A 20,775-nucleotide genomic window follows, 5' to 3' on the forward strand; every position below is an offset into this window, starting at 1 on the left:
GACGCTGTAAGCCGCGCATCTTCAGGGTTTGCCAGTCCTGAAGGATGAATCCCATGCTTGTACTCAGCCGTGTGGTCGGTGAGTTGATTTCAATCGGAGACGACATCACCCTGCGTGTTCTGTCGGTCAACGGCTCCAGCGTGCGCTTCGGCGTCGAGGCGCCGAAAAAGGTCCATGTACACCGCGCCGAGGTCTATGACCGGATCAAGCGCAAGGAGGCCGCGGCGAAGGCTGGCTGACGGTTTCAGTCGAACAGATGCTTGGGTACGTCGTGCTTGAGCATCAGCTGGCACTGTTCGCTTTCCGGGTCGAACACGATCAGGGCCTGGCCTTTGGTCAGTGCCTGGCGCACGCGCAGGACGCGGGTTTCCAGCGGGGTGTCATCGCCGTTGTCGGTACCGTCGCGGGTGACGAAATCCTCGATCAGGCGGGTGAGGGTGTCGACTTCAAGCGCGTCGTGGGGAATGAGCATGGGCACCTCGGTCAAATCAATGTCGGGATGCTACGGGGATTGGGTTTCGTCTGCCAGTTCTGTATCGGTCTTGCCGGCCCATCCGCGAGCAGGCTCGCTCCCACATTTGAAAGCGATCCCCTGTGGGAGCGAGCCTGCTCGCGAAGGCGGTTATCTGTTCACCGAAGGCTCAACTGTCAGAACGCTGCCCCACCAGACTGTCCACCGGCGGCACGCGGGTTTCGCTTTCCATCTGCGTGTCATGCTCAATCTGATGGCTGAAGCGATCCAGTGAAGCATTGGCCGGTGCCGCGTCGCTGGCAAAGACCGGCGGGCTGAGGATGTACGCACCAAGCAAACGGCTGAGCGCTGCCAGACTGTCGATGTGCGTACGCTCGTAGCCGTGAGTGGCATCGCAGCCGAAAGCGAGCAGGGCGGTGCGAATATCGTGCCCGGCGGTGACCGCCGAGTGCGCATCGCTGAAGTAATAGCGGAACATGTCACGGCGCACCGGCAATTCGTGTTCATCGGCCAGACGCAACAGATGCCGCGACAGGTGATAGTCATACGGCCCGCCGGAGTCCTGCATCGCCACGCTCACCGCGTGTTCGCTGGAATGCTGGCCGGGGGCGACCGGTGCAATGTCGATGCCGACAAATTCGCTGACGTCCCACGGCAATGCCGCCGCTGCACCGCTGCCGGTTTCCTCGGTGATGGTGAACAGTGGATGGCAATCGATGTTCAGTTCCTGCCCACTGTCGACAATCGCCTTCAGAGCAGCGAGCAATGCGGCAACACCGGCCTTGTCGTCGAGGTGGCGGGCGCTGATATGGCCGCTTTCGGTGAACTCGGGCAGCGGATCGAAGGCCACCACGTCGCCGACATGAATGCCCAGCGACTCGCAATCGGCCTTGGTCGTGCAGTAGGCGTCCAGACGCAGCTCGACATGGTCCCAACTGATCGGCATTTCATCGACCTGGGTGTTGAACGCATGCCCGGACGCCATCAGCGGCAACACGCTGCCGCGAATCACCCCGGTGTCGGTAAACAGGCTGACCCGGCTGCCCTCGGCAAAACGGCTCGACCAGCAACCAACCGGGGCGAGGGTCAGGCGACCGTTGTCTTTCACCGCACGCACGGCGGCGCCGATGGTGTCCAGGTGCGCCGACACTGCGCGGTCAGGGCTGCTCTTTTTGCCCTTCAACGTCGCGCGAATCGTGCCGCGCCGGGTCATTTCGAACGGAATGCCCAGCTCTTCGAGACGCTCGGCGACATAGCGCACGATGGTGTCGGTGAACCCGGTAGGGCTGGGAATGGCGAGCATTTCCAGCAGGACTTTTTGCAGGTAAGCCAGATCCGGTTCAGGGATTTGTGTGGTCATGGTCATGGAAACTCCTGATGGGTTGAGCACACCGATGGTTTCGATGAGAGAAAGATTTGTGGCGCCTGATCGGTCCTCATCGCTGGCAAGCCAGCTCCCACAGTGTTGTGTATACCGCGGGAACTGTGGGAGCTGGCTTGCCAGCGATGGCGTCAGTGCAGCCGCTGGGTAATCAAGAGATCGCCGGCTGACTATGCGGAAACAACAGATCGACAAAGCGCTCCGCCGTCGGCTGCGGTTCATGGTTGGCGAGGCCGGCGCGTTCGTTGGCTTCGATGAACACGTACTCGGGCTGATCCGCTGCCGGCACCATCAGATCGAGCCCGACCATTGGAATATCCAGCGCCCGCGCCGCGCGCACGGCCGCGTCGACCAGCGTTGGATGAAGAATGTCGGTCACGTCTTCCAGCGTCCCGCCGGTGTGCAGGTTGGCCGTGCGCCGCACGAACAGATGCTCGCCGGCCGGCAGGATGCTGCTGTAGTCGTAACCGGCGGCATGCAGCGTGCGTTGGGTTTCGTGGTCCAGCGGAATCTTGCTTTCGCCACTGGTGGCCGCTTGCCGGCGGCGGCTCTGCGCTTCGATCAGCGCACCAATCGAATGCTGACCATCGCCGACCACTTCGGCGGGCTTGCGAATCGCCGCCGCCACCACTTCAAAACCGATCACCACGATGCGCAGATCAAGGCCTTCGTGGAAGCTTTCCAGCAGCACGCGACTGTCGAACTGCTTGGCGGTTTCGATGGCCTTCTGCACTTCTTCGATGGTGCGGAGATCCACCGCGACGCCGTGGCCCTGTTCGCCATCGAGAGGCTTGACCACCACCCGTTGGTGTTCGTCGAGGAAGGCCAGGTTGTCGTCGGCGTTGCCCGCCAGTTGCTGCGCGGGCAGTTTCAGACCTGCGCCTTTCAGCACCTTGTGGGTCAGGCTTTTGTCCTGGCACAGGGTCATGCTGATCGCACTGGTCAGATCGCTCAGCGACTCGCGGCAGCGCACGCGACGGCCGCCATGGCTGAGGGTGAACAGCCCGGCGTCGGCGTCATCGACTTGCACGTCGATACCGCGTCGATGCGCTTCTTCGACGATGATCCGCGCGTAAGGATTGAAATTCGCCTCCGGGCCCGGGCCGAGAAACAGCGGCTGGTTGATGCCGTTCTTGCGCTTGATGGCGAAGGTCGGCAGGTTGCGGAAACCCAGTTTGGCGTAAAGGTTTTTCGCCTGACGATTGTCGTGCAGCACCGACAGATCCAGATAAGCCAGGCCGCGACTCATGAAGTGCTCGACCAAATGTCGCACCAGCACTTCGCCGACGCCGGGGCGCGAGCAATGCGGGTCGACCGCCAGGCACCAGAGGCTGCTGCCATGTTCCGGATCGTTGAAGGCTTTTTCATGATTGAGGCCCATGACACTGCCGATCACCGCGCCGCTGTCTTCGTCTTCCGCCAGCCAGTAGACCGGGCCGCCCTGATGATGCGGGGTGAGCAACTCCTGATCGATCGGCAACATGCCGCGCGCCTGGTACAAACGGTTGATGCCCTGCCAGTCGGTTTCACTCTGCGCACGACGAATGCGGAAGCCGCGAAACACCCGCGTGGCCTGCCGGTAATCGCTGAACCACAAACGCAGGGTGTCGGATGGATCGAGAAACAGCTGCGTCGGCTCGAGGCCGAGAATCTGCTGCGGTGCGGCAACATACAGGGCGATATCGCGCTCGCCGGGTTGCTCGTTGAGCAGCTCCTGCGCCAGCGACGCCGGGTCGGGAAAGGTGTGACCGATCAGCAGCCGGCCCCAACCGCAATGCACGGCAATCGGGGCGCTGGCAGGCTCGCTGCCGTCTTCGGCCAGGCGCGCCTGCAAACGTTCATACGAGGGGGCCTGACCACGCAACAGGCGTTGGTTGATGGACGTGGCATGGGGTTTCATCAATCAGATTCCTTGTTCACTGAGCCACAGGTTCAGGGCTGCCAATTGCCACAGTTTCGAGCCGCGCAACGGGGTCAGCTGGCCTTGCGGATCAGTCAAAAGCTTGTCGAGCATGCTCGGGTTGAACAGGCCGCGATCCTGGCTCGGATCCAGCAGCAGCTCGCGCACCCAATTGAGCGTGTCGCCCTGCAAGTGCTTGAGACCCGGCACCGGGAAATAGCCTTTCTTGCGGTCGATCACTTCGCTGGGAATGACCCGACGCGCGGCTTCCTTGAGCACTTGCTTGCCGCCATCGGGCAGCTTGAATTTGCCCGGAACGCGAGCCGACAGTTCGACCAGTCGATAGTCGAGAAACGGCGTACGCGCTTCCAGGCCCCAGGCCATGGTCATGTTGTCGACGCGTTTGACCGGGTCATCGACCAGCATCACTGTGCTGTCCAGACGCAGCGCCTTGTCCACGGCAGCCTCGGCGCCGGGCTGGGCAAAGTGCTGTTTGACGAAATCGCCCGCCGCATCGTGGTCGACCAGCCATTTCGGCTGGACCGTCGCCGCGTAGTCGTCGTAGCTGCGATCGAAGAACGCATCGCGGTAGGCGGCGTATGGGTCCGCCGCGCCGTCGACCTGCGGATACCAGTGGTAACCGGCAAACAGTTCGTCCGCGCCTTGGCCGCTCTGCACCACTTTGCAGTGCTTGGCCACTTCGCGGGACAACAGATAGAACGCGATGCAGTCATGGCTGACCATCGGTTCGCTCATTGCGCGGAAGGCGGCGGGCAGTTGCTCGATGATTTCTTTCTCGTCAATGCGCAACTGATGGTGGCGGGTGCCGTAGTGCTTGGCGATCAGGTCGGAATACTGGAATTCGTCGCCGCGCTCGCCGCCGGCATCCTGGAAACCGATGGAGAAGGTCGACAGATTCTCTACACCGACTTCGCGCAACAGGCCGACGAGCATGCTCGAATCGACACCGCCGGATAGCAACACACCGACGTCCACTGCCGCACGCTGACGAATCGCCACCGCTTCGCGGGTGCCGTCGAGGACGCGATCGACCCAGTCTTCCAGATTGAGGTTTTTCTCGTCTTCATTCGGGCCGTAGGGCAGGGACCACCAGGTTTTCTGCTCGGTGCGGCCATCGGCTTCAACGCGCATCCAGGTGGCCGGCGGCAGTTTTTCGATACCGGCCAGCAACGTGCGCGGCGCAGGTACGACCGCGTGGAAATTCAGATAGTGATTGAGCGCAACCGGATCGAGGATCGGGTTGATATCGCCGCCCTTGAGCAGCGCCGGAAGTGCCGAGGCGAAGCGCAGGCGTTGGCCAGTGCGCGACAGGTACAACGGCTTTACGCCGAGACGGTCACGGGCGATGAACAGGCGCTGGGCATCACGCTCCCAAATGGCGAAGGCGAACATGCCGTTGAGTTTTGGCAGCAGTGCCTCGCCCCAGGCGTGATAACCCTTGAGCAGCACTTCGGTGTCGCCACCCGAATAGAAGGCATAACCCAGTGCTTCAAGCTCTGCGCGCAATTCCGGGAAGTTGTAGATCGCACCGTTGAACGCCAGGGACAGGCCCAGTTGACTGTCGATCATCGGCTGCGCCGAGCCGTCCGACAGGTCCATGATCTTCAGGCGTCGATGGCCCAGGGCAATCGGCCCCTGGGCATGGAAGCCCCACGCGTCAGGGCCGCGAGGGGCCAGGTGATGGGTGATTCTCTCGATCGCTGCAAGGTCTGCAGGTTGTTGATCAAAACGTAACTCGCCAGCTAATCCGCACATAAAGTCCTTACCGGTTTTTCCGTTGGGGAAGGTCAAGCCGTACCACGCGAAAAGTGCGGGTACTCAGAAACTGACCTGTCTCGGTAGGTGGAGTTTTAGATCGATAAGTTATAAGCGCGGCGTTACGGCCTCTGCAGGTCGGTGCTAGAGGGCGCCCTGGCAGCGTTAGCCGGTTTTTTTTGCGGGGCGGTAGCGGGCTGTTTTATAGGCCGAAAAACTGCGTGTGTTTGCGGCATTTGCCAGCAGTTTTTTCCATTATCAATTCATTCACACCATCGCTAAGGTCGAAAGCCCCAACAGCAATAAAGGACTATTGCCATGTCAGTGCAGCAACAGAAACAAAACCTTGCTCCATCTTCAGTGCTCGGCACGCTGCTGGAAGCCACCGCAGACCTCGACACGGCCGAAGCCCTGGAGAAAAGTCTGCCGCCTTATTTGCTCAAGGCTTCGACCGACACGCTGGCGACGCTGGATCAGACCGCTCGCGAGCTGCATCGCCTGCAGCTCAAAGTGGCCAAGGATCTGGCCGGATTGCAATCGTTGCGCGGTTTCTGCAAAAAAGAACTCACCGCTGCGTTGAACGCCAAGTGGCCGGCGGTCTATGACGTCGAACAGGATGTGCTCAGTCTGCCGGGTGACGATTGCGGCTGCGATGCGACGGCGACCAACCAGGCGGGTATCGATGTTGTAAAACACGCCGCGCAAACCCTGCTGCAGGCGGCGATGCAGAACTTCACTGAAGATGAGGAGCAAGCCGATGGTTTCCCGTCCGGCAGTGTCGTGCGCATTGCCAGTGCGCCTGCGGGTGTGCAGGGCCTGACACCGCAGGCGTTCGCCGCGTTGTGCCGCACGCTCGACCTCGGCAAGAAATATCAGCAACATTTCCAGCAAGTCTTCGGCCTGCGCGATGCCGACGGCAAAGTCTTGACCAGCAGTGTCCTGACCCGCGACATTGGCGCGATGAAAAAAAGCCTGTTGCAGCTCGACGCCCATCTGGCCGCGCTCAAGGCTGATATCACTCCGCAGGGATTGCGCATGCTGCAGGATCTGATTGATGCCCAGGGCGTGGCGTCGGCAACCCTGCGCCACGGCAACGACCCGATGATCATGCAGGGCATCGAGATACTGGACAGCTGCGTGTGGGGCGTCGTGGTGTTCTGCGCGCGCTCGGTGCAGGAACATCCCGAGGATGGTTGCCTGGTCTACATGGCGGGCGAGCCCGAGAGGGCGTTGTACGAATATCCGAGCTTCAATGCCTTCAAAAACTATCTCACGCAACAACTGCGCAAACCGGACTACAAGGATTATTTCGGTCGATGCCTTGATGAGGATGACAAGGCCGATTTCTTCAAAACGTTCGAGGAAAAAGGCGAGTTGGGCCTCATCAGGCAACTGTCGATGAGTGTCCCGCTTTTTGATTTCATGGTGCAGAGTCACGTCGGCAAATTACAGATCGATGCGCGCAAACTGGCAGTGCCGACGGCAGATATCGATGAGGACGCACGCCAGAAACGTCTGCTGGATTTTCTCCAGCTGGGCGTGACCATCGCGTCAGTGGCAGGCATGTTTGTGCCGGTCCTTGGCCAACTGATGAGGGGCGTTGCGGTCGGGCAATTGCTCGGCGAAGTGTATGAAGGGGTCGAAGACTGGCAGCGTGGCGATCATCAGCAAGCGCTTTCGCACCTGCTCAGCGTGGTGGAGAACATTGCGCTGATGGCGGCGTTTGCCGGCGGGCAGAAGGCGTTGGGCACGCTGGGCGGCAAACTGCTGCGCTCGCACCCGGAGTTCTTCGGGCAATTTCGGGCCATCCTCAATCACGCAGGCAAGGCACGTCTGTGGAAGCCCGATCTCGTTGCCTATGAGCATTCACTTCCGGCGGGATTCACCATTGATGCCAGCTCCAAGGAGTTTTATCAGGTGGGCCGCAAAACCCTCGGGCGTGTCGATCATCGATTCTTTGCCGGCAGTTACGATGCCGATGCCAGCCTGTGGCGTCTGGAGCATGCCAGTCGCGCTGACGCCTATGCCCCGGAGTTGGCCCGACACGTTGAGGGGGGCTGGCGCATTCCTGGCGAAGAGCCCGAGGAGTGGGGAAGTTCTGCGTACACACTCAAACGCATCGACCCGCACCTGAGCGAATTCACCGACAGCGACCTGGATAACATGCGTCGGCTCAGTGGCACCAGTCATGACCAATTGCTCCAGGCGTTCAACGATAACCTGGCGTTGCCGGAGCGTCTGCGCGACACGGTGGAACGCGTGCGTCTCTCCCGTCAACTGCGCCAGCTGACCCGCGAACTGCAGGCCGGCGAAGTACATTCCGGCCAGCCCGCCGAGGAGCAATTGCACGCATTGCCCAAGCTCAAGGGCTGGCCAACCGACCGCTACATCGAGGTTACCGACGCCGATGGCAGCGTCGAGGCAACTTATCCATCGACCCGCGAGCCCGACGAAGCTCTGAGCGTGGCAGTCAGCCGTGAACAACTGGCGGCGGGGCAGTTGCTGCGAACGGTCATTGATGGCCTGTACCAGAACGAAGTCGATGCTCTGCTCGGCGGTAAAACCGCCGCCAGCCTGGAAGAGTCGGCGCTGGCAAAAAAGCTCGGCGCGGCGCTGAAGACGGATCATCGTGAGGTGCTTGAGCGTATGTATCAGCGTTATGACCGGAGCGAGGCGGACGATGTGCTGAAGTTGCGCAAGGTCTTTGCCGCCATTGCGACGCGCCATGGGCAGCAGGTGATCGAGCGCGCGCCGAGTATCGAACGATTGCATCTGCGCGAGACCGGGCAGGTGCCGTTACGGATGGGGCAGCGCGTCAGGCAAAACATCAACGCAGTGCGACTCGATCGTGCCCTGGCAGGTTTGCATTGGCCACGACTGGCCAATGCCGATACCGACAAACTGGCCATTCAGTTGCTGCCACGACTGAGCGGCTGGGATGCGCAATTGCGCTTGCAAGTGCGTGACAAGACACTCGCCGGGCCGATCCTGGAAGCCATCGGCGATGCTGCTGCGAAACCCGAAAATACCTGCTCGCTGGTGAAGTCTGCTGCCGGTTACGAGGCGTTCAGTGGCGACGGCAAGTCACTTGGCAAAGTGGCAGCAGCGCCGGGGGATCTGTACAGCGCGATTCTCAAAGCGCTGCCGTTGCGTCAGCGGACGGCCGCCGGGTTGGGCGAGTCTGCGCAGGCCGACACCGTGCGCTTGCGCAGCAAATTGCTCGATGCGGCGCTGGACGAACGCGAGGAGACGGCGCAGACATTGGTTCGCGGCACGTTTGAGCCTCGGCTTATCGAGCCGGCCTGCATGCAGAGCGATCAGGCTGCCGGGACGGAGCATTCGCGGGCGCTGCTGCGCAAGGCGCGAAAACTGTATCCACGCTTGAATCAGCAGCAGCTCAGCCAATTGCTCGATGAGCTGGGCGATGATCCGTTGAGCCGTGCGACCCGCATCAAAGCCCTGCGTCAGGATCTGCAAACCCTGCGTGACGCGCTGTTTGTCTGGAGCGAAGATGCCGCGGCCCTGAAAGCCATGGGTGGCGATCTGGCCGAAGCGCGGCACAGCCGGAAAATCGCCGCCGAGTTGATCGAAGAAGGATTTCGACGCTTTCATTGGGCCACCAACGAAGAGGGAAAAAGCCTCTGTACCCTCAACCTTGACGGCATGCGCATCGGTAAGGTGCCAACATTGCCGCCGTCGGTGAGCTTCGACCACATAGAGCAATTGTCGATGCGCAACATGGCGCTGGGGGATGATGTGGCGTACTTCCTCAAGTCTTTCAAACAGCTGGACTCGCTGGAACTGGGCAGCAACGCGATCACCCGGTTGCCTGAAGTGTTGTCGCACATGCCGCGTCTGCAACGGCTGAGCCTGGCAAACAATCAGCTCAAGCTGACCGAGCAGACCCTGGCGAAGCTGAACAGGCTGAGCACGTTGCGCTACCTGAATCTGGACAAGAATCCGTTGGGCGCCACCCCGGATTTCAGTCAAATGACGCAACTGCGCCGCTTGTCCCTGCAAGACACCGGCATCACGGAACTGCCAGAAGGCCTGTCCAATTCCGTCCACATTGAATTGATGAACCTGACCGGGAATAAAATCAGAGAGCTGCCCGACTGGTTATTCCAGAAAACACGCCATTTCACCAGCGCACTCAAGCTGGGACTGAATCCTTTTTCCGAACGCAGCAAAACGCATCTGGAAAACTATCGCGATAATTTCGGCATCGGTATGGACTACCTCCCCGATGACATCGCCAGGATGAACGAGCAACACGCCCGCTCGCTCTGGTTGACCAAGAACAGTGGCGAGGAGTGGGCAGAACAGACGCGGATCTGGACGGCATTGCGAAACGAGCCGAAGGCCGATGGGTTGTTCACCGTGCTGGCGCAACTGGGCGATACCGCGGACGGGAAAAAGGCCAGCGCCGACTTGCAGCGACGCGTCTGGGCGGTACTGAAGGCGGCCGAAGCTGACGGGCCGCTGTGTGAGCAAGTGCTCGACACGGCTGCCGATCCGCTTCATTGCACCGACAACGCAACGCTGGTGTTCAGTCGCCTGGAAGTCGAGGTGGAAGTCGAGCGGGTAACCAGCGCGGCAAGCGGCCGCAAGGTCACTGCCAAAGCTCTGCTGGAACTGGGCCGCAGTCTGTTCAGGCTGGACAAGCTGGAAGAAATTGCCCTGGAGCATTCGCTCCGGGCGCCGAAGGTCGATGCACTGGAGATGAACCTTGCTTATCGCATCGGTCTGACCGATGAGCTGGGGCTGCGCGGTCAACCGAAAGGTATGCTGTTCGATGCCCAGAGTGGCGTGACAGCCGCTGATCTTGAGGTCGCCAGAAATCGCGTGATGACTGCCGAACTTTCCCCGCAATGGCTGAAATACATGCAGGAGCGAACGTTCTGGCGTGATTATCTGAAGCGTACGTTTACGCGCAAATTTTCAATGATCGATGAATCGTTTGCGCCGCGCATGAGTGCCCTCGATGAGCAGGCGGACACCCTGCTCAGTGCCGACTATGTGAGTCAGGCGAATGCCCTCCAGCTTGAAAAGGAGCAGGCACAAGAGGCAGTGATCAAGCGCCTGACCGAAGAGTCCATACGCCTGGTGGATCTCGGCCTCTGTGTGATGCCGGACATCTGATATTCACTTGCCGCGAATCAGTTTGCGCAAGGCAAACCGGTTGGGATGGCACGCTTCGGCCACGCTGCGCGGCAACGGCAGCGGCTCGTTGTCCAGCCACGCGGCGAGCAGTTCGCCGGACAGCGGCGCGGTGATCAGCCCGCGAGAACCGTGGCCGCTGTTGACGTATAGACCGTCGAGCCACGGGCAGGCGAGGTCCGGCACTTGTCGGGCGTCTTTGCTCAACGCAGCGTAGGTTTGATTGAAGGTTTGCAGATCAGCGAGCGGGCCGACAATCGGCAGGTAATCGGGGCTGGTGCAGCGATAGGCTGCGCGGCCCTCAAGGTTCTCAATTGGCTGCTCGCTGATGTTCAGACGGCTCAGCAGATCGCTGGAAATCTCTTCGAGCATCGCCAGATTGCCTTGGTGCTCGGCAGTCGTGGGCGTCAGGTCGTCGCTGTTGAAGTCGAAACTCGCGCCCAGGGTGTGCTCGCCCAGACGCGCCGGGGCGACGTAGCCTTCGGCGCACACCACGGTGGTCAGCGCATGACTGTCTGCGGTTTCAGGCAGACGCGTAATTTGTCCGCGAATGCGCTTGAGCGGCAATTCGGCACTCTGGGCAAAACGTTTGATTTCGGCAGCACCGGCCAGGATCACCACCGGCGCACTGGCGAGCATTCGCTCGCCGTCGAACGCTTGCCACTGGTCAGCGACTTTGCGCAGTTCCAAAGCTTCGTGATGGCTGAGCAATTCAATGTTGGCGTGCATCGCCTGGGCCTGACACAGTGCCGGCGGATGCACCCAGCCACCTTCGGGGTAATACAAGCCGCCGTGGGCCACGCCGACACCGGCGCGAGCCTGCGCTTCGGGTTGTTCCAGCCACTGCAAGAGATCTTCAGGAAACGCCGCCGCCAGTTGCGCGTGGCGCTCGGCTTCCTTGGCATTGAACGCCAATTGCAGCACGCCGCAGTCATCCCAGTCGCTGCCGCGTTGCAGGCTTTCCAGCAGGCGTCGGGTGTAACCGAAGCCACTGACAATCAACTGCGACAACGCCGTGCCATGGGCGGACAACTTGAGATAGAGCACGCCTTGCGGATTCCCCGAAGCTTCCTGCGCCACCGCCGCGTGACGCTCGAGCAGACTCACCTGCCAGCCGCGCGCCGCCAGACTCGACGCCGTCGCGCAGCCGGCCAGACCGGCGCCGATCACCAGCGCCCGGCGCTCACCGCGCAACGGAGCAGGGCGGGCGAACCAGGGTTTCGCCGGTAGGGGCGCCGCCACCTCGGCGGGCCAGCCGAGAAATTCGCCACGCAGGATTTCCCACTTGTGGCCGATGCCCGGTGTGCGCTTCATCTTGAACCCGGCAGCGTTGAGCAGACGCCGGACCCAACCGGTGCTGGTGAAGGTGCTGATGGTCGAGCCCGGCGCAGCCAGGCGCGCCAGTTCGACGAACAGCTCAGCCGTCCACATGTCCGGGTTTTTCGCCGGAGCGAAACCGTCGAGAAACCACGCGTCGATCTGTGCATCGAGTTGCGGCAGTTGCTCCAGCGCATCGCCGATCAGCAAGGTCAGCGTCACGCGGCCGTTGGCCAGAGTGATGCGTTGAAAGCCTTGATGAATCGCCACGTAGTGCTTGAGCAACTGATCGGCCAATGGCTTGAGTTCCGGCCACAGTGCCAAGGCCCGGCGCAGATCCGCAGGCGCCAGCGGGTACTTTTCCACGCTGACAAAATGCAAACGCGCGCCGGCCACCGCGTGCTGTTCGAACAACTGCCAGGCGCAGAGAAAATTCAGCCCGGTGCCGAAGCCGGTTTCGCCAATGACCAGCCGACCATCCGCCGGCAGCGCAGCAAAGCGCTCGGCCAGACGGTTCTGCTCAAGAAACACGTAACGGGTTTCCTCCAGCCCCGACTGGTCGGAAAAATACACGTCATCAAACACCCGCGAACGTGGGCGTCCCTGGTCGTCCCAGTCGAGTTGGGCGTGGGGCATTTCGGCTTTCATGGCAGGCTCGGCAAACACAAGGCGGCCATTCTAGCCGATCACGCGCGAGCTGCCTGATCCAGCGCAAGACGGGATTTGGGCGTGTCAGGGAAAATTTCAAAAGATCGCAGCCTTCGGCAGCTCCTACACGGAAACGCATTGCAAATGTAGGAGCTGCCGAAGGCTGCGATCTGTTCAGGTGCTGCAATCATCCGCTAGTCTTGCTGAACCCTGGAAGGAGCCGTCCAATGTTTGAATCCGCTGAAATCGGTCACGCCATCGACAAAGACACTTATGAGGCGGCGGTCCCTGCGCTGCGTGAAGCCTTGCTGGAAGCGCAGTTCGAGTTGCAGCAGCAGAAGCGCTTTCCGGTGATCATCCTGATCAACGGCATCGAAGGGGCGGGCAAGGGCGAGACGGTCAAGCTGCTCAATGAATGGATGGACCCGCGCCTGATCGAAGTGCGCACCTTCGACCAGCAAACCGATGAAGAACTGGCACGGCCACCGGCGTGGCGCTACTGGCGGATGCTGCCGGCCAAGGGCCGGATGGGCGTGTTCTTCGGCAACTGGTACAGCCAGATGCTCCAGGGCCGGGTGCACGGACTGTTCAAGGATCCGCGTCTGGACCAGGCCATCGCCGGCGCCGAGCGTCTGGAAAAAATGCTCTGCGATGAAGGCGCGCTGATCTTCAAGTTCTGGTTTCACCTGTCCAAGAAGCAGATGAAAGCGCGGCTCAAATCGCTGGCCGACGACCCGCTGCACAGCTGGCGCATCAGCCCGCTGGACTGGCAGCAGTCGCAGACCTACGACAAGTTCGTCAAATACGGCGAGCGCGTGCTGCGCCGTACCAGCCGCGATTACGCGCCGTGGCATGTCATCGAAGGCGTCGATGCCAATTACCGCAGCCTGGCGGTGGGCAAGATTCTCCTCGAAGGCCTGCAAAGTGCACTCAAGCGTGCCGACGTCAATCCACACGAAGTCAGTGCCGCGCCGCTGGGCACGCCGGTCGATCAGTTGAACCTGCTCGACAGCCTCGACCTGACCCAGCGTCTGGACAAGAAAGACTATGAAGAACAACTGATCACCGAACAGGCGCGTCTATCCGGGCTGATGCGCGACAAACGCATGCGTCGCCATGCGCTGGTCGCGGTGTTCGAGGGTAACGACGCGGCGGGCAAGGGCGGGGCGATTCGCCGCGTGGCAGCGGCGCTCGATCCGCGTCAGTACAGCATCGTGCCGATCGCTGCGCCGACCGAAGAAGAGCGCGCACAACCGTATCTGTGGCGGTTCTGGCGGCACATTCCAGCGCGGGGCAAATTCACCGTGTTTGACCGTTCGTGGTACGGGCGGGTGCTGGTCGAACGGATCGAGGGTTTCTGCACCCCGGCCGACTGGCTGCGTGCCTACGGCGAAATCAATGACTTCGAAGAGCAACTGGCCGATGCCGGCGTCATCGTCGTCAAGTTCTGGCTGGCCATCGACAAGGACACGCAGATGGAGCGCTTTCAGGAGCGCGAAGAGATTTCCTTCAAGCGTTTCAAGATTACCGAGGACGACTGGCGCAATCGGGAAAAGTGGGACGACTATCGCCGGGCGGTCGGCGACATGGTTGATCGCACCAGCACCGAGATCGCGCCGTGGACGCTGGTCGAGGCCAACGACAAACGCTGGGCACGGGTGAAAGTGTTGCGCACGATCAACCGCGCGCTGGAAGACGCGTTCGAGAAATCCGACAAGAAGGCCAAAAAGCACAAGGACTGAGGCGATGGCCGCGCATACGCCGGGTGAATGATCCTCGCGGTCGGCAAGAAGGTGGACTTATGCTCAGGTCCACTCTCAACCGACAACAACAATGAGGTATGCCATGCGTGAAGTGGTGATCGTCGACAGCGTGCGGACCGGCCTGGCCAAATCCTTTCGCGGCAAGTTCAACCAGACCCGCCCCGATGACATGGCGGCCCACTGCGTCAATGCGCTGCTGACCCGCAACGATATCGATCCGGCCAGCGTCGAGGACTGCATCGTCGGCGCCGGCTCCAACGAGGGCGCGCAGGGCTACAACATCGGCCGCAACGTCGCGGTACTGTCGCGCCTGGGCACCGGCACCGCCGGCATGACCCTCAACCGTTTCTGCTCCTCGGGCTTGCAGGCCATTGCGATTGCCGCCAACCAGATCGCCTCCGGTTGCAGCGATATCATCGTTGCCGGCGGCGTCGAGTCGATCAGCCTGACCCTGAAAAGCGTCAACACCGATCACCTGATCAACCCGCTGCTCAAGCAACAGACTCCCGGCATCTATTACACCATGGGCCAGACCGCCGAAGTGGTGGCGCGCCGTTACGGTGTCAGCCGCGAGGCCCAGGATCGCTATGCGCTGCAAAGCCAGATCCGTACGGCCCAGGCCCAGGCTGCGGGTTTGTTCGATGATGAAATCGTGCCGATGGCGGTGAAATATCGCGTCGAGGACAAGAACAGCGGCGAAGTGCAGATTGTCGACGGCGTCGTCGAGCGCGACGACTGCAACCGCCCGGACACCACCTACGAAAGCCTTGCCGGTTTGAAACCGGTGTTCGCCGACGACGGTTCGGTGACGGCGGGCAATTCCTCGCAGCTGTCCGATGGTGCCTCGATGACGCTGGTGATGAGCCTGGATAAAGCCTTGGAACTGGGGCTCAAGCCGAAAGCGTTTTTCCGTGGCTTCACCGTCGCCGGCTGCGAGCCGGACGAAATGGGCATCGGCCCGGTGTTCTCGGTGCCGAAACTGCTCAAGGCCAAGGGCCTGCAAGTGGCGGATATCGATCTGTGGGAGTTGAACGAGGCGTTCGCTTCGCAGTGCCTGTACAGCCGCGACCGGCTGGAGATCGACAACCACAAGTACAACGTCAACGGCGGCTCGATTTCCATCGGCCACCCGTTCGGCATGACCGGCTCGCGTCAGGTCGGGCATCTGATCCGGGAATTGCAGCGACGCAATTTGCGCTACGGCATCGTCACCATGTGCGTGGGTGGCGGGATGGGGGCGAGTGGGTTGTTTGAGGCGGTGCGCTGAATCCTCCGTTCGTTGTCGTCGGTCAGATCGCCATCGCTGGCAAGCCAGCTCCCACAGGTTTTGTATATGTCAAAAATCCTGTGGGAGCTGGCTTGCCAGCGATGGGATCAACACGGTTAGCCCTTGGAACCCTGCCGCTGCATCCGCGCTATATAAGCCTGAATCTCCCGCTCAATCACCTGACCGTCAAACGGCCCTTCAAGGGTATTTTCCCGGGTGCTGAAATACAGCTCGCCATTGACCCGACACACGCGGTCGCTGCGAAAACGGGTGGCGGGGGCGCAGTCCTCGGCGCGCATGGCGTACATGTCGGTCTCCCTGATATGCGTTGAAAAGTCTGCAATCAGCTTATGCCTGAAGCACTTGGCGCGCATGCCCGGCCGATCAACGGCGGCGCGCCGGTTTACTGCTGCGACCTGCACAGTTTCATTCGCGGCCTGCCGGCAACTGTCCCTGTGTTGTGCGCAGCCGGACGCCTAGAATGAGTGCTCTTGTCAGCAGGCTTTTGGGGTTCGCATGCACATTTCATCGGGGCGCTGGGTGTACGGACTGTTCCTGGCGCTGCTGACCGCGTTTCTGTGGGGCATCCTGCCGATCAAGCTCAAACAGGTATTGCAGGTGATGGACCCGGTCACGGTGACCTGGTTTCGCCTGATGGTTTCCGGCGGTTGCCTGTTCATCTATCTGGCTTCGGTCAAACGCCTGCCGAGTCGCAAGGTGCTCGGGCCCAAGGGTGGCTGGCTGGTGCTGATGGCGGTGCTGGGGCTGGTCGGCAATTACGTGTTGTACCTGATGGGCCTCAACCTGCTCAGCCCCGGCACCGCGCAATTGGTGGTGCAAATGGGGCCGATCATGCTGCTGATCGCCAGCCTGTTCGTCTTCAAGGAGCGCTTCAGCATCGGCCAGGGCATCGGCTTGCTGGTGTTGCTGGTCGGCTTTGGTCTGTTCTTCAATCAGCGTCTGGCCGAGCTGCTGACCTCGCTGTCCGACTACACCGCCGGCGTGCTCTTGGTGCTGCTGGCGTCGACGGTCTGGACCTTCTATGCGCTGGGTCAGAAGCAATTGCTCACGGTGTGGAATTCGTTGCAGGTGATGATGGTGATCTACCTGTTCTGCGCGCTGTTGCTGACGCCGTGGGTACATCCGCTTGAAGCGCTGAACCTGAGCCCGTTGCAGGGCTGGCTGTTGCTGGCGTGCTGCATGAACACCTTGATCGCCTACGGCGCATTCGCCGAAGCGCTGGCGCACTGGGAAGCATCGCGGGTCAGCGCAACATTGGCAATCACGCCGCTGGTGACGTTTGTGGCGGTGGCGATTGCGGCGCGGATCTGGCCGGACTACGTGCATGCCGAGCAGATCAATGCGCTGGGCTATGGCGGGGCGGTGCTGGTGGTGCTGGGTTCGGCGCTGGTGGCGTTGGGGCCATCGTTGATTGCCGGGCTCAGGGCGCGGCGGATGCGCATGGCCTGAAGATCAAAAGATCGCAGCCTGCGGCAGCTCCTACAATTGGAATGCGTTTCCCTGTAGGAGCTGCCGAAGGCTGCGATCTTTTGCTTTAGCCCTTGGCGCCAGCCTCGATCATGTTCTCCGGCCGCACCCAGGCATCGAACTCTTCATCCGTCAGATAACCCAACTGCAACGCCGCCTCACGCAAAGTCAGCCCTTCGCTGTAAGCCTTCTTGGCGATCTCCGCCGACTTGTCATAACCGATGTGCGGGTTCAGCGCGGTCACCAGCATAAGCCCCCGTTCCAGATGCTTGGCCATGACCTCGGCATCCGGTTCGAGCCCGGCAATGCAGTGCTGCTGGAAGTTGCTGCAGCCATCACCAAGCAGACGGATCGATTGCAGCAGGTTATGGATGATCACCGGTTTGAACACGTTCAGCTGCAAGTGCCCCTGACTGGCGGCAAAACCGATCGCCACGTCATTGCCGAGCACCTGACAGGCGAGCATCGACAGCGCTTCGCACTGGGTCGGGTTGACCTTGCCGGGCATGATCGAGCTGCCGGGTTCGTTGGCCGGCAGCTTCACTTCAGCGAAACCTGCGCGAGGACCTGAGCCCAGCAGACGCAGGTCGTTGGCGATCTTCATCAAGGCCACGGCGAGGGTTTTCAGCGCGCCGGACAGCGTTACCAACGGTTCATGACCGGCCAGCGCGGCGAACTTGTTCGGCGCGGTGACGAACGGCAGACCGGACAGTGCTGCGAGTTCGGCGGCAATCGCCTCACCGAAACCGTGTGGTGAATTCAAACCGGTACCAACGGCGGTGCCGCCCTGAGCCAGTTCGCAGACTGCCGGCAGCGCGGCACGAATCGCGCGCTCGGCGTAATCCAGTTGCGCGATGAAGCCGGACAGTTCCTGGCCGAAGGTGATCGGCGTCGCGTCCATCATGTGCGTGCGCCCGGTCTTCACCAGTTTCATGTGCCGCGCCGCCAGTTCGGCAAGGCCGCCGGACAGCTCGGCAATCGCCGGCAGCAGTTGTTCCTGCACCGCTTTGGCGGTGGCGATGCTCATGGCAGTGGGGAAGCAGTCGTTGGAACTTTGCGAGCGATTGACGTGATCGTTCGGATGCACCGGCGACTTGCCGCCGCGCGGGTTGCCGGCCAGTTCGTTGGCGCGACCGGCGATCACTTCGTTGACGTTCATGTTGCTCTGGGTACCGCTGCCGGTCTGCCAGACCACCAGCGGGAACTGCTCGTCATGCTCGCCGGCGAGCACTTCATCGGCGGCCTGTTCGATCAGGCGGGCGATGTCGGCGGGCAGGTCGCCGTTGCGGTCGTTGACCCGTGCGGCGGCTTTCTTGATCAGCGCCAGGGCGTGCAGTACCGGTAGCGGCATGCGTTCCTGACCGATGGCGAAGTTGATCAGCGAGCGTTGCGTCTGAGCACCCCAGTAAGCGTCGTCCGGGACCTCGATCTGGCCCAGGCTGTCGGTTTCGATACGGCTCATCGTGCACACTCCTGTTGGTCTGTTGGCGCAATTTAGGCCGGCATCGGCCCGGGTGGTTCCATCGGCTCGATTGTTGACCGCAAAACCCCGCCAATCAAGCGCGGCAAGGGCCGGGGGTTGAGCCACAGCGATTGTTAGGCGCAGAATGGTCGCCCTTGGGGTTCGACCTCGCTTTGCTTAAAGGAAACTCGATGACTCGTCTTCGCGCCATCTGTACCGCGGTTGCACTGGTTTGCGCCAGCGGCCAGGTGCTTGCCGATACCGCCAGCCACAACGCCAGTGCCGAAGCTTTCCTGACGCTGGCTCACGCTGACAAGCTGGGTACCCCGGTGTACATGCAAGTGCAGCAAATGTTCGCCCAGCGCTTTGAACAGACCAAAGCCCCTGAGTCGAAGAAAGCCGTGCTCGAAACCTACCAGGCCAAGGCCAACGCTGCGCTGGACCAGGCCATCGGCTGGAACAAGCTCAAGCCCGACATGGTCAAGCTCTACACCAGCAACTTCAGCGAATCCGAGCTGAAAGATCTGGTTGCCTTCTACCAGTCGCCACTGGGCAAAAAGGTCCTGGAAAAAATGCCGCAGCTGACCCAGCAGTCGGCGCAGATGACCCAGGGCAAACTGGAAAGCGCGGTGCCTGTGGTCAACAAGCTGCTCGACGACATGACCAAAGAGCTGACCCCGGCCGCGGCGCCAGCCAAGAAGAAGTAAGCGGAGTTCGTGATGACCATGCAACAACGCATCGAATCGACGCTGGCCCTGTTGCAGCCTGAGCACCTGCAAGTGCTGGACGAAAGCCACATGCACAGTCGCGGGTCACAGACCCACTACAAAGCGGTGGTGGTCAGCGCGCAGTTCGAAGGCCTGAACCGGGTCAAGCGCCACCAGAAAGTCTACGGCACGCTCGGCGAGCTGATGGGCGAGTTCCATGCGTTGGCGCTGCACACCTACACACCGCAGGAATGGGCAGAGATCGACGGCGCCCCGGCGTCGCCGACCTGTGCAGGAGGGGATCAGCGGTAAGCTTCAAGCGGCAAGCTGCAAGTTAAAGGCGGATGAGTTTTGGCTTGCCGCTTTAAGCTTGGAGCTTGTAGCTGCTTTTTTGCTAGAATCCCGACGCGCCGCTTAGCCGGCGCGTTTTTTTTGAATCCGGTTCACCCTTTGCGAGGGTAGCCACCTGGAGAAATACCCATGACACAACCGATTGTCGTGGCGGCACTGTACAAGTTCGTCACCCTCGAAGATTACGTTGACCTGCGCGAGCCTCTGCTGCAAGCGATGGTCGACAACGGCATCAAAGGCACTCTGCTGATCGCCGAAGAAGGCATCAACGGCACGGTTTCCGGCAGCCGCGAAGGCATCGACGGCCTGCTCGCCTGGCTCAAGAACGATCCACGCATGGTCGACATCGACCACAAGGAATCGTACTGCGATGAGCAGCCTTTCTATCGCACCAAGGTCAAGCTGAAGAAAGAGATCGTCACCCTTGGCGTCGAAGGCGTTGACCCGAACAAGAATGTCGGCACTTACGTCGAGCCGCAGGACTGGAACGCGCTGATCAGCGACCCGCAAGTGCTGCTGATCGACACGCGCAACGATTACGAAGTGTCGATCGGCACCTTCGAAGGCGCCATCGATCCGAAAACCACCAGTTTTCGCGAGTTTCCCGACTACATCAAAGAACACTTCGACCCGGCCGTGCACAAGAAGGTCGCGATGTTCTGCACCGGCGGCATCCGCTGCGAGAAAGCCTCGAGCTACATGCTCGGTGAAGGTTTCGAAGAGGTTTACCACCTCAAGGGCGGCATCCTGAAGTACCTCGAAGAGGTGCCGCAGGAAGAAACCAAGTGGCGCGGCGACTGCTTCGTCTTCGACAACCGCGTCACCGTGCGTCACGACCTGACGGAAGGCGACTACGATCAATGTCATGCCTGCCGCACGCCGGTCAGCGTTGAAGATCGCGCCTCCGAGCACTACGTCGCCGGCATCAGTTGCCCGCACTGCTGGGACAAGCTCAGCGAGAAAACCCGGCGCAGCGCCATCGATCGGCAAAAGCAGATCGAACTGGCCAAGGCGCGCAACCAGCCGCACCCGATCGGCTACAACTATAAGCAAGCATCTTCCGAGGCTTAACCATGTCTGCGC

The 20,775-nt window shown here is 61.1% G+C and carries 15 protein-coding genes; 8 read left to right on the forward strand and 7 right to left on the reverse strand.

Annotated features, from left to right (window positions below):
* Window positions 1-53: 53 nt before the first annotated feature.
* Window positions 54-239 (forward strand): carbon storage regulator CsrA, encoded by a 186-nt coding sequence (csrA, locus tag D8U60_RS09925; protein WP_024013891.1) that lies wholly within the window; start codon window positions 54-56, stop codon window positions 237-239.
* Window positions 240-244: 5 nt separating this feature from the next.
* Here the strand turns inward: csrA and D8U60_RS09930 are convergent, their stop codons facing one another.
* The 4 genes from D8U60_RS09930 to D8U60_RS09945 all read right to left on the reverse strand — a co-directional run bounded on the left by D8U60_RS09930 (window position 245) and on the right by D8U60_RS09945 (window position 5,529).
* Window positions 245-472, reverse strand: a complete 228-nt coding sequence (locus tag D8U60_RS09930; protein ID WP_003172962.1) for a YheU family protein — start codon at window positions 470-472, stop codon at window positions 245-247.
* Between the two features lie 169 nt (window positions 473-641).
* On the reverse strand, window positions 642-1,832 hold the full coding sequence (locus D8U60_RS09935) for an osmoprotectant NAGGN system M42 family peptidase (protein WP_024013890.1): 1,191 nt from the start codon (window positions 1,830-1,832) through the stop codon (window positions 642-644).
* Window positions 1,833-2,004: 172 nt separating this feature from the next.
* Window positions 2,005-3,753, reverse strand: coding sequence for an N-acetylglutaminylglutamine synthetase (gene ngg / locus D8U60_RS09940; protein WP_122700180.1), 1,749 nt, complete (start codon window positions 3,751-3,753; stop codon window positions 2,005-2,007).
* Window positions 3,754-3,756: 3 nt separating this feature from the next.
* Window positions 3,757-5,529 (reverse strand): N-acetylglutaminylglutamine amidotransferase, encoded by a 1,773-nt coding sequence (locus D8U60_RS09945; protein WP_130900014.1) that lies wholly within the window; start codon window positions 5,527-5,529, stop codon window positions 3,757-3,759.
* A 318-nt stretch (window positions 5,530-5,847) separates the two neighbouring features.
* Between D8U60_RS09945 and D8U60_RS09950 the strand changes: the two genes are divergently transcribed.
* The gene (locus tag D8U60_RS09950) at window positions 5,848-10,671 is read left to right on the forward strand and encodes an NEL-type E3 ubiquitin ligase domain-containing protein (RefSeq protein WP_130900015.1); all 4,824 of its coding nucleotides are present in this window, start codon (window positions 5,848-5,850) and stop codon (window positions 10,669-10,671) included.
* 3 nt (window positions 10,672-10,674) lie between these two features.
* Here D8U60_RS09950 and mnmC read toward each other — a convergent pair whose 3' ends face one another.
* Window positions 10,675-12,654: a bifunctional tRNA (5-methylaminomethyl-2-thiouridine)(34)-methyltransferase MnmD/FAD-dependent 5-carboxymethylaminomethyl-2-thiouridine(34) oxidoreductase MnmC gene (gene mnmC, locus D8U60_RS09955; RefSeq protein WP_130900016.1), complete on the reverse strand. Its 1,980-nt coding sequence runs from the start codon at window positions 12,652-12,654 to the stop codon at window positions 10,675-10,677.
* 227 nt (window positions 12,655-12,881) lie between these two features.
* Between mnmC and pap the strand changes: the two genes are divergently transcribed.
* Both pap and D8U60_RS09965 read left to right on the forward strand, forming a co-directional pair.
* Entirely contained in the window at window positions 12,882-14,396 is a 1,515-nt protein-coding gene (pap, locus tag D8U60_RS09960; protein WP_122611468.1) for a polyphosphate:AMP phosphotransferase, read from the forward strand.
* Between the two features lie 103 nt (window positions 14,397-14,499).
* A complete protein-coding gene (locus D8U60_RS09965; protein WP_130900017.1) occupies window positions 14,500-15,684 on the forward strand; it encodes a thiolase family protein in 1,185 nt (394 codons plus the stop codon).
* Between the two features lie 116 nt (window positions 15,685-15,800).
* On the opposite strand, the gene D8U60_RS09970 is transcribed toward D8U60_RS09965, so the two are convergent.
* A complete protein-coding gene (locus tag D8U60_RS09970) occupies window positions 15,801-15,992 on the reverse strand; it encodes a DUF6316 family protein (protein WP_130900018.1) in 192 nt (63 codons plus the stop codon).
* A gap of 208 nt (window positions 15,993-16,200) precedes the next feature.
* On the opposite strand from D8U60_RS09970, the gene D8U60_RS09975 reads away from it, so the two are divergent.
* Window positions 16,201-17,154 carry a DMT family transporter gene (locus tag D8U60_RS09975; protein ID WP_130900019.1) on the forward strand — a complete coding sequence of 318 codons (954 nt, stop codon included), beginning with the start codon at window positions 16,201-16,203 and terminating at the stop codon, window positions 17,152-17,154.
* Window positions 17,155-17,239: 85 nt separating this feature from the next.
* Here the strand turns inward: D8U60_RS09975 and D8U60_RS09980 are convergent, their stop codons facing one another.
* The gene (locus D8U60_RS09980) at window positions 17,240-18,634 is read right to left on the reverse strand and encodes a class II fumarate hydratase (RefSeq protein WP_016770937.1); all 1,395 of its coding nucleotides are present in this window, start codon (window positions 18,632-18,634) and stop codon (window positions 17,240-17,242) included.
* Window positions 18,635-18,825: 191 nt separating this feature from the next.
* On the opposite strand from D8U60_RS09980, the gene D8U60_RS09985 reads away from it, so the two are divergent.
* The 3 genes from D8U60_RS09985 to D8U60_RS09995 all read left to right on the forward strand — a co-directional run bounded on the left by D8U60_RS09985 (window position 18,826) and on the right by D8U60_RS09995 (window position 20,763).
* Window positions 18,826-19,341, forward strand: coding sequence for a DUF2059 domain-containing protein (locus tag D8U60_RS09985; protein WP_016770936.1), 516 nt, complete (start codon window positions 18,826-18,828; stop codon window positions 19,339-19,341).
* 12 nt (window positions 19,342-19,353) lie between these two features.
* A complete protein-coding gene (locus D8U60_RS09990) occupies window positions 19,354-19,653 on the forward strand; it encodes a BolA family protein (RefSeq protein ID WP_041478259.1) in 300 nt (99 codons plus the stop codon).
* Between the two features lie 168 nt (window positions 19,654-19,821).
* Window positions 19,822-20,763, forward strand: coding sequence for a rhodanese-related sulfurtransferase (locus tag D8U60_RS09995; protein WP_130900020.1), 942 nt, complete (start codon window positions 19,822-19,824; stop codon window positions 20,761-20,763).
* The last annotated feature ends 12 nt before the right edge of the window (window positions 20,764-20,775 follow it).

The organism is Pseudomonas sp. Sample_11 (assembly GCF_004307505.1).
Classification (GTDB): Bacteria; Pseudomonadota; Gammaproteobacteria; order Pseudomonadales; family Pseudomonadaceae; genus Aquipseudomonas; species Aquipseudomonas atacamensis.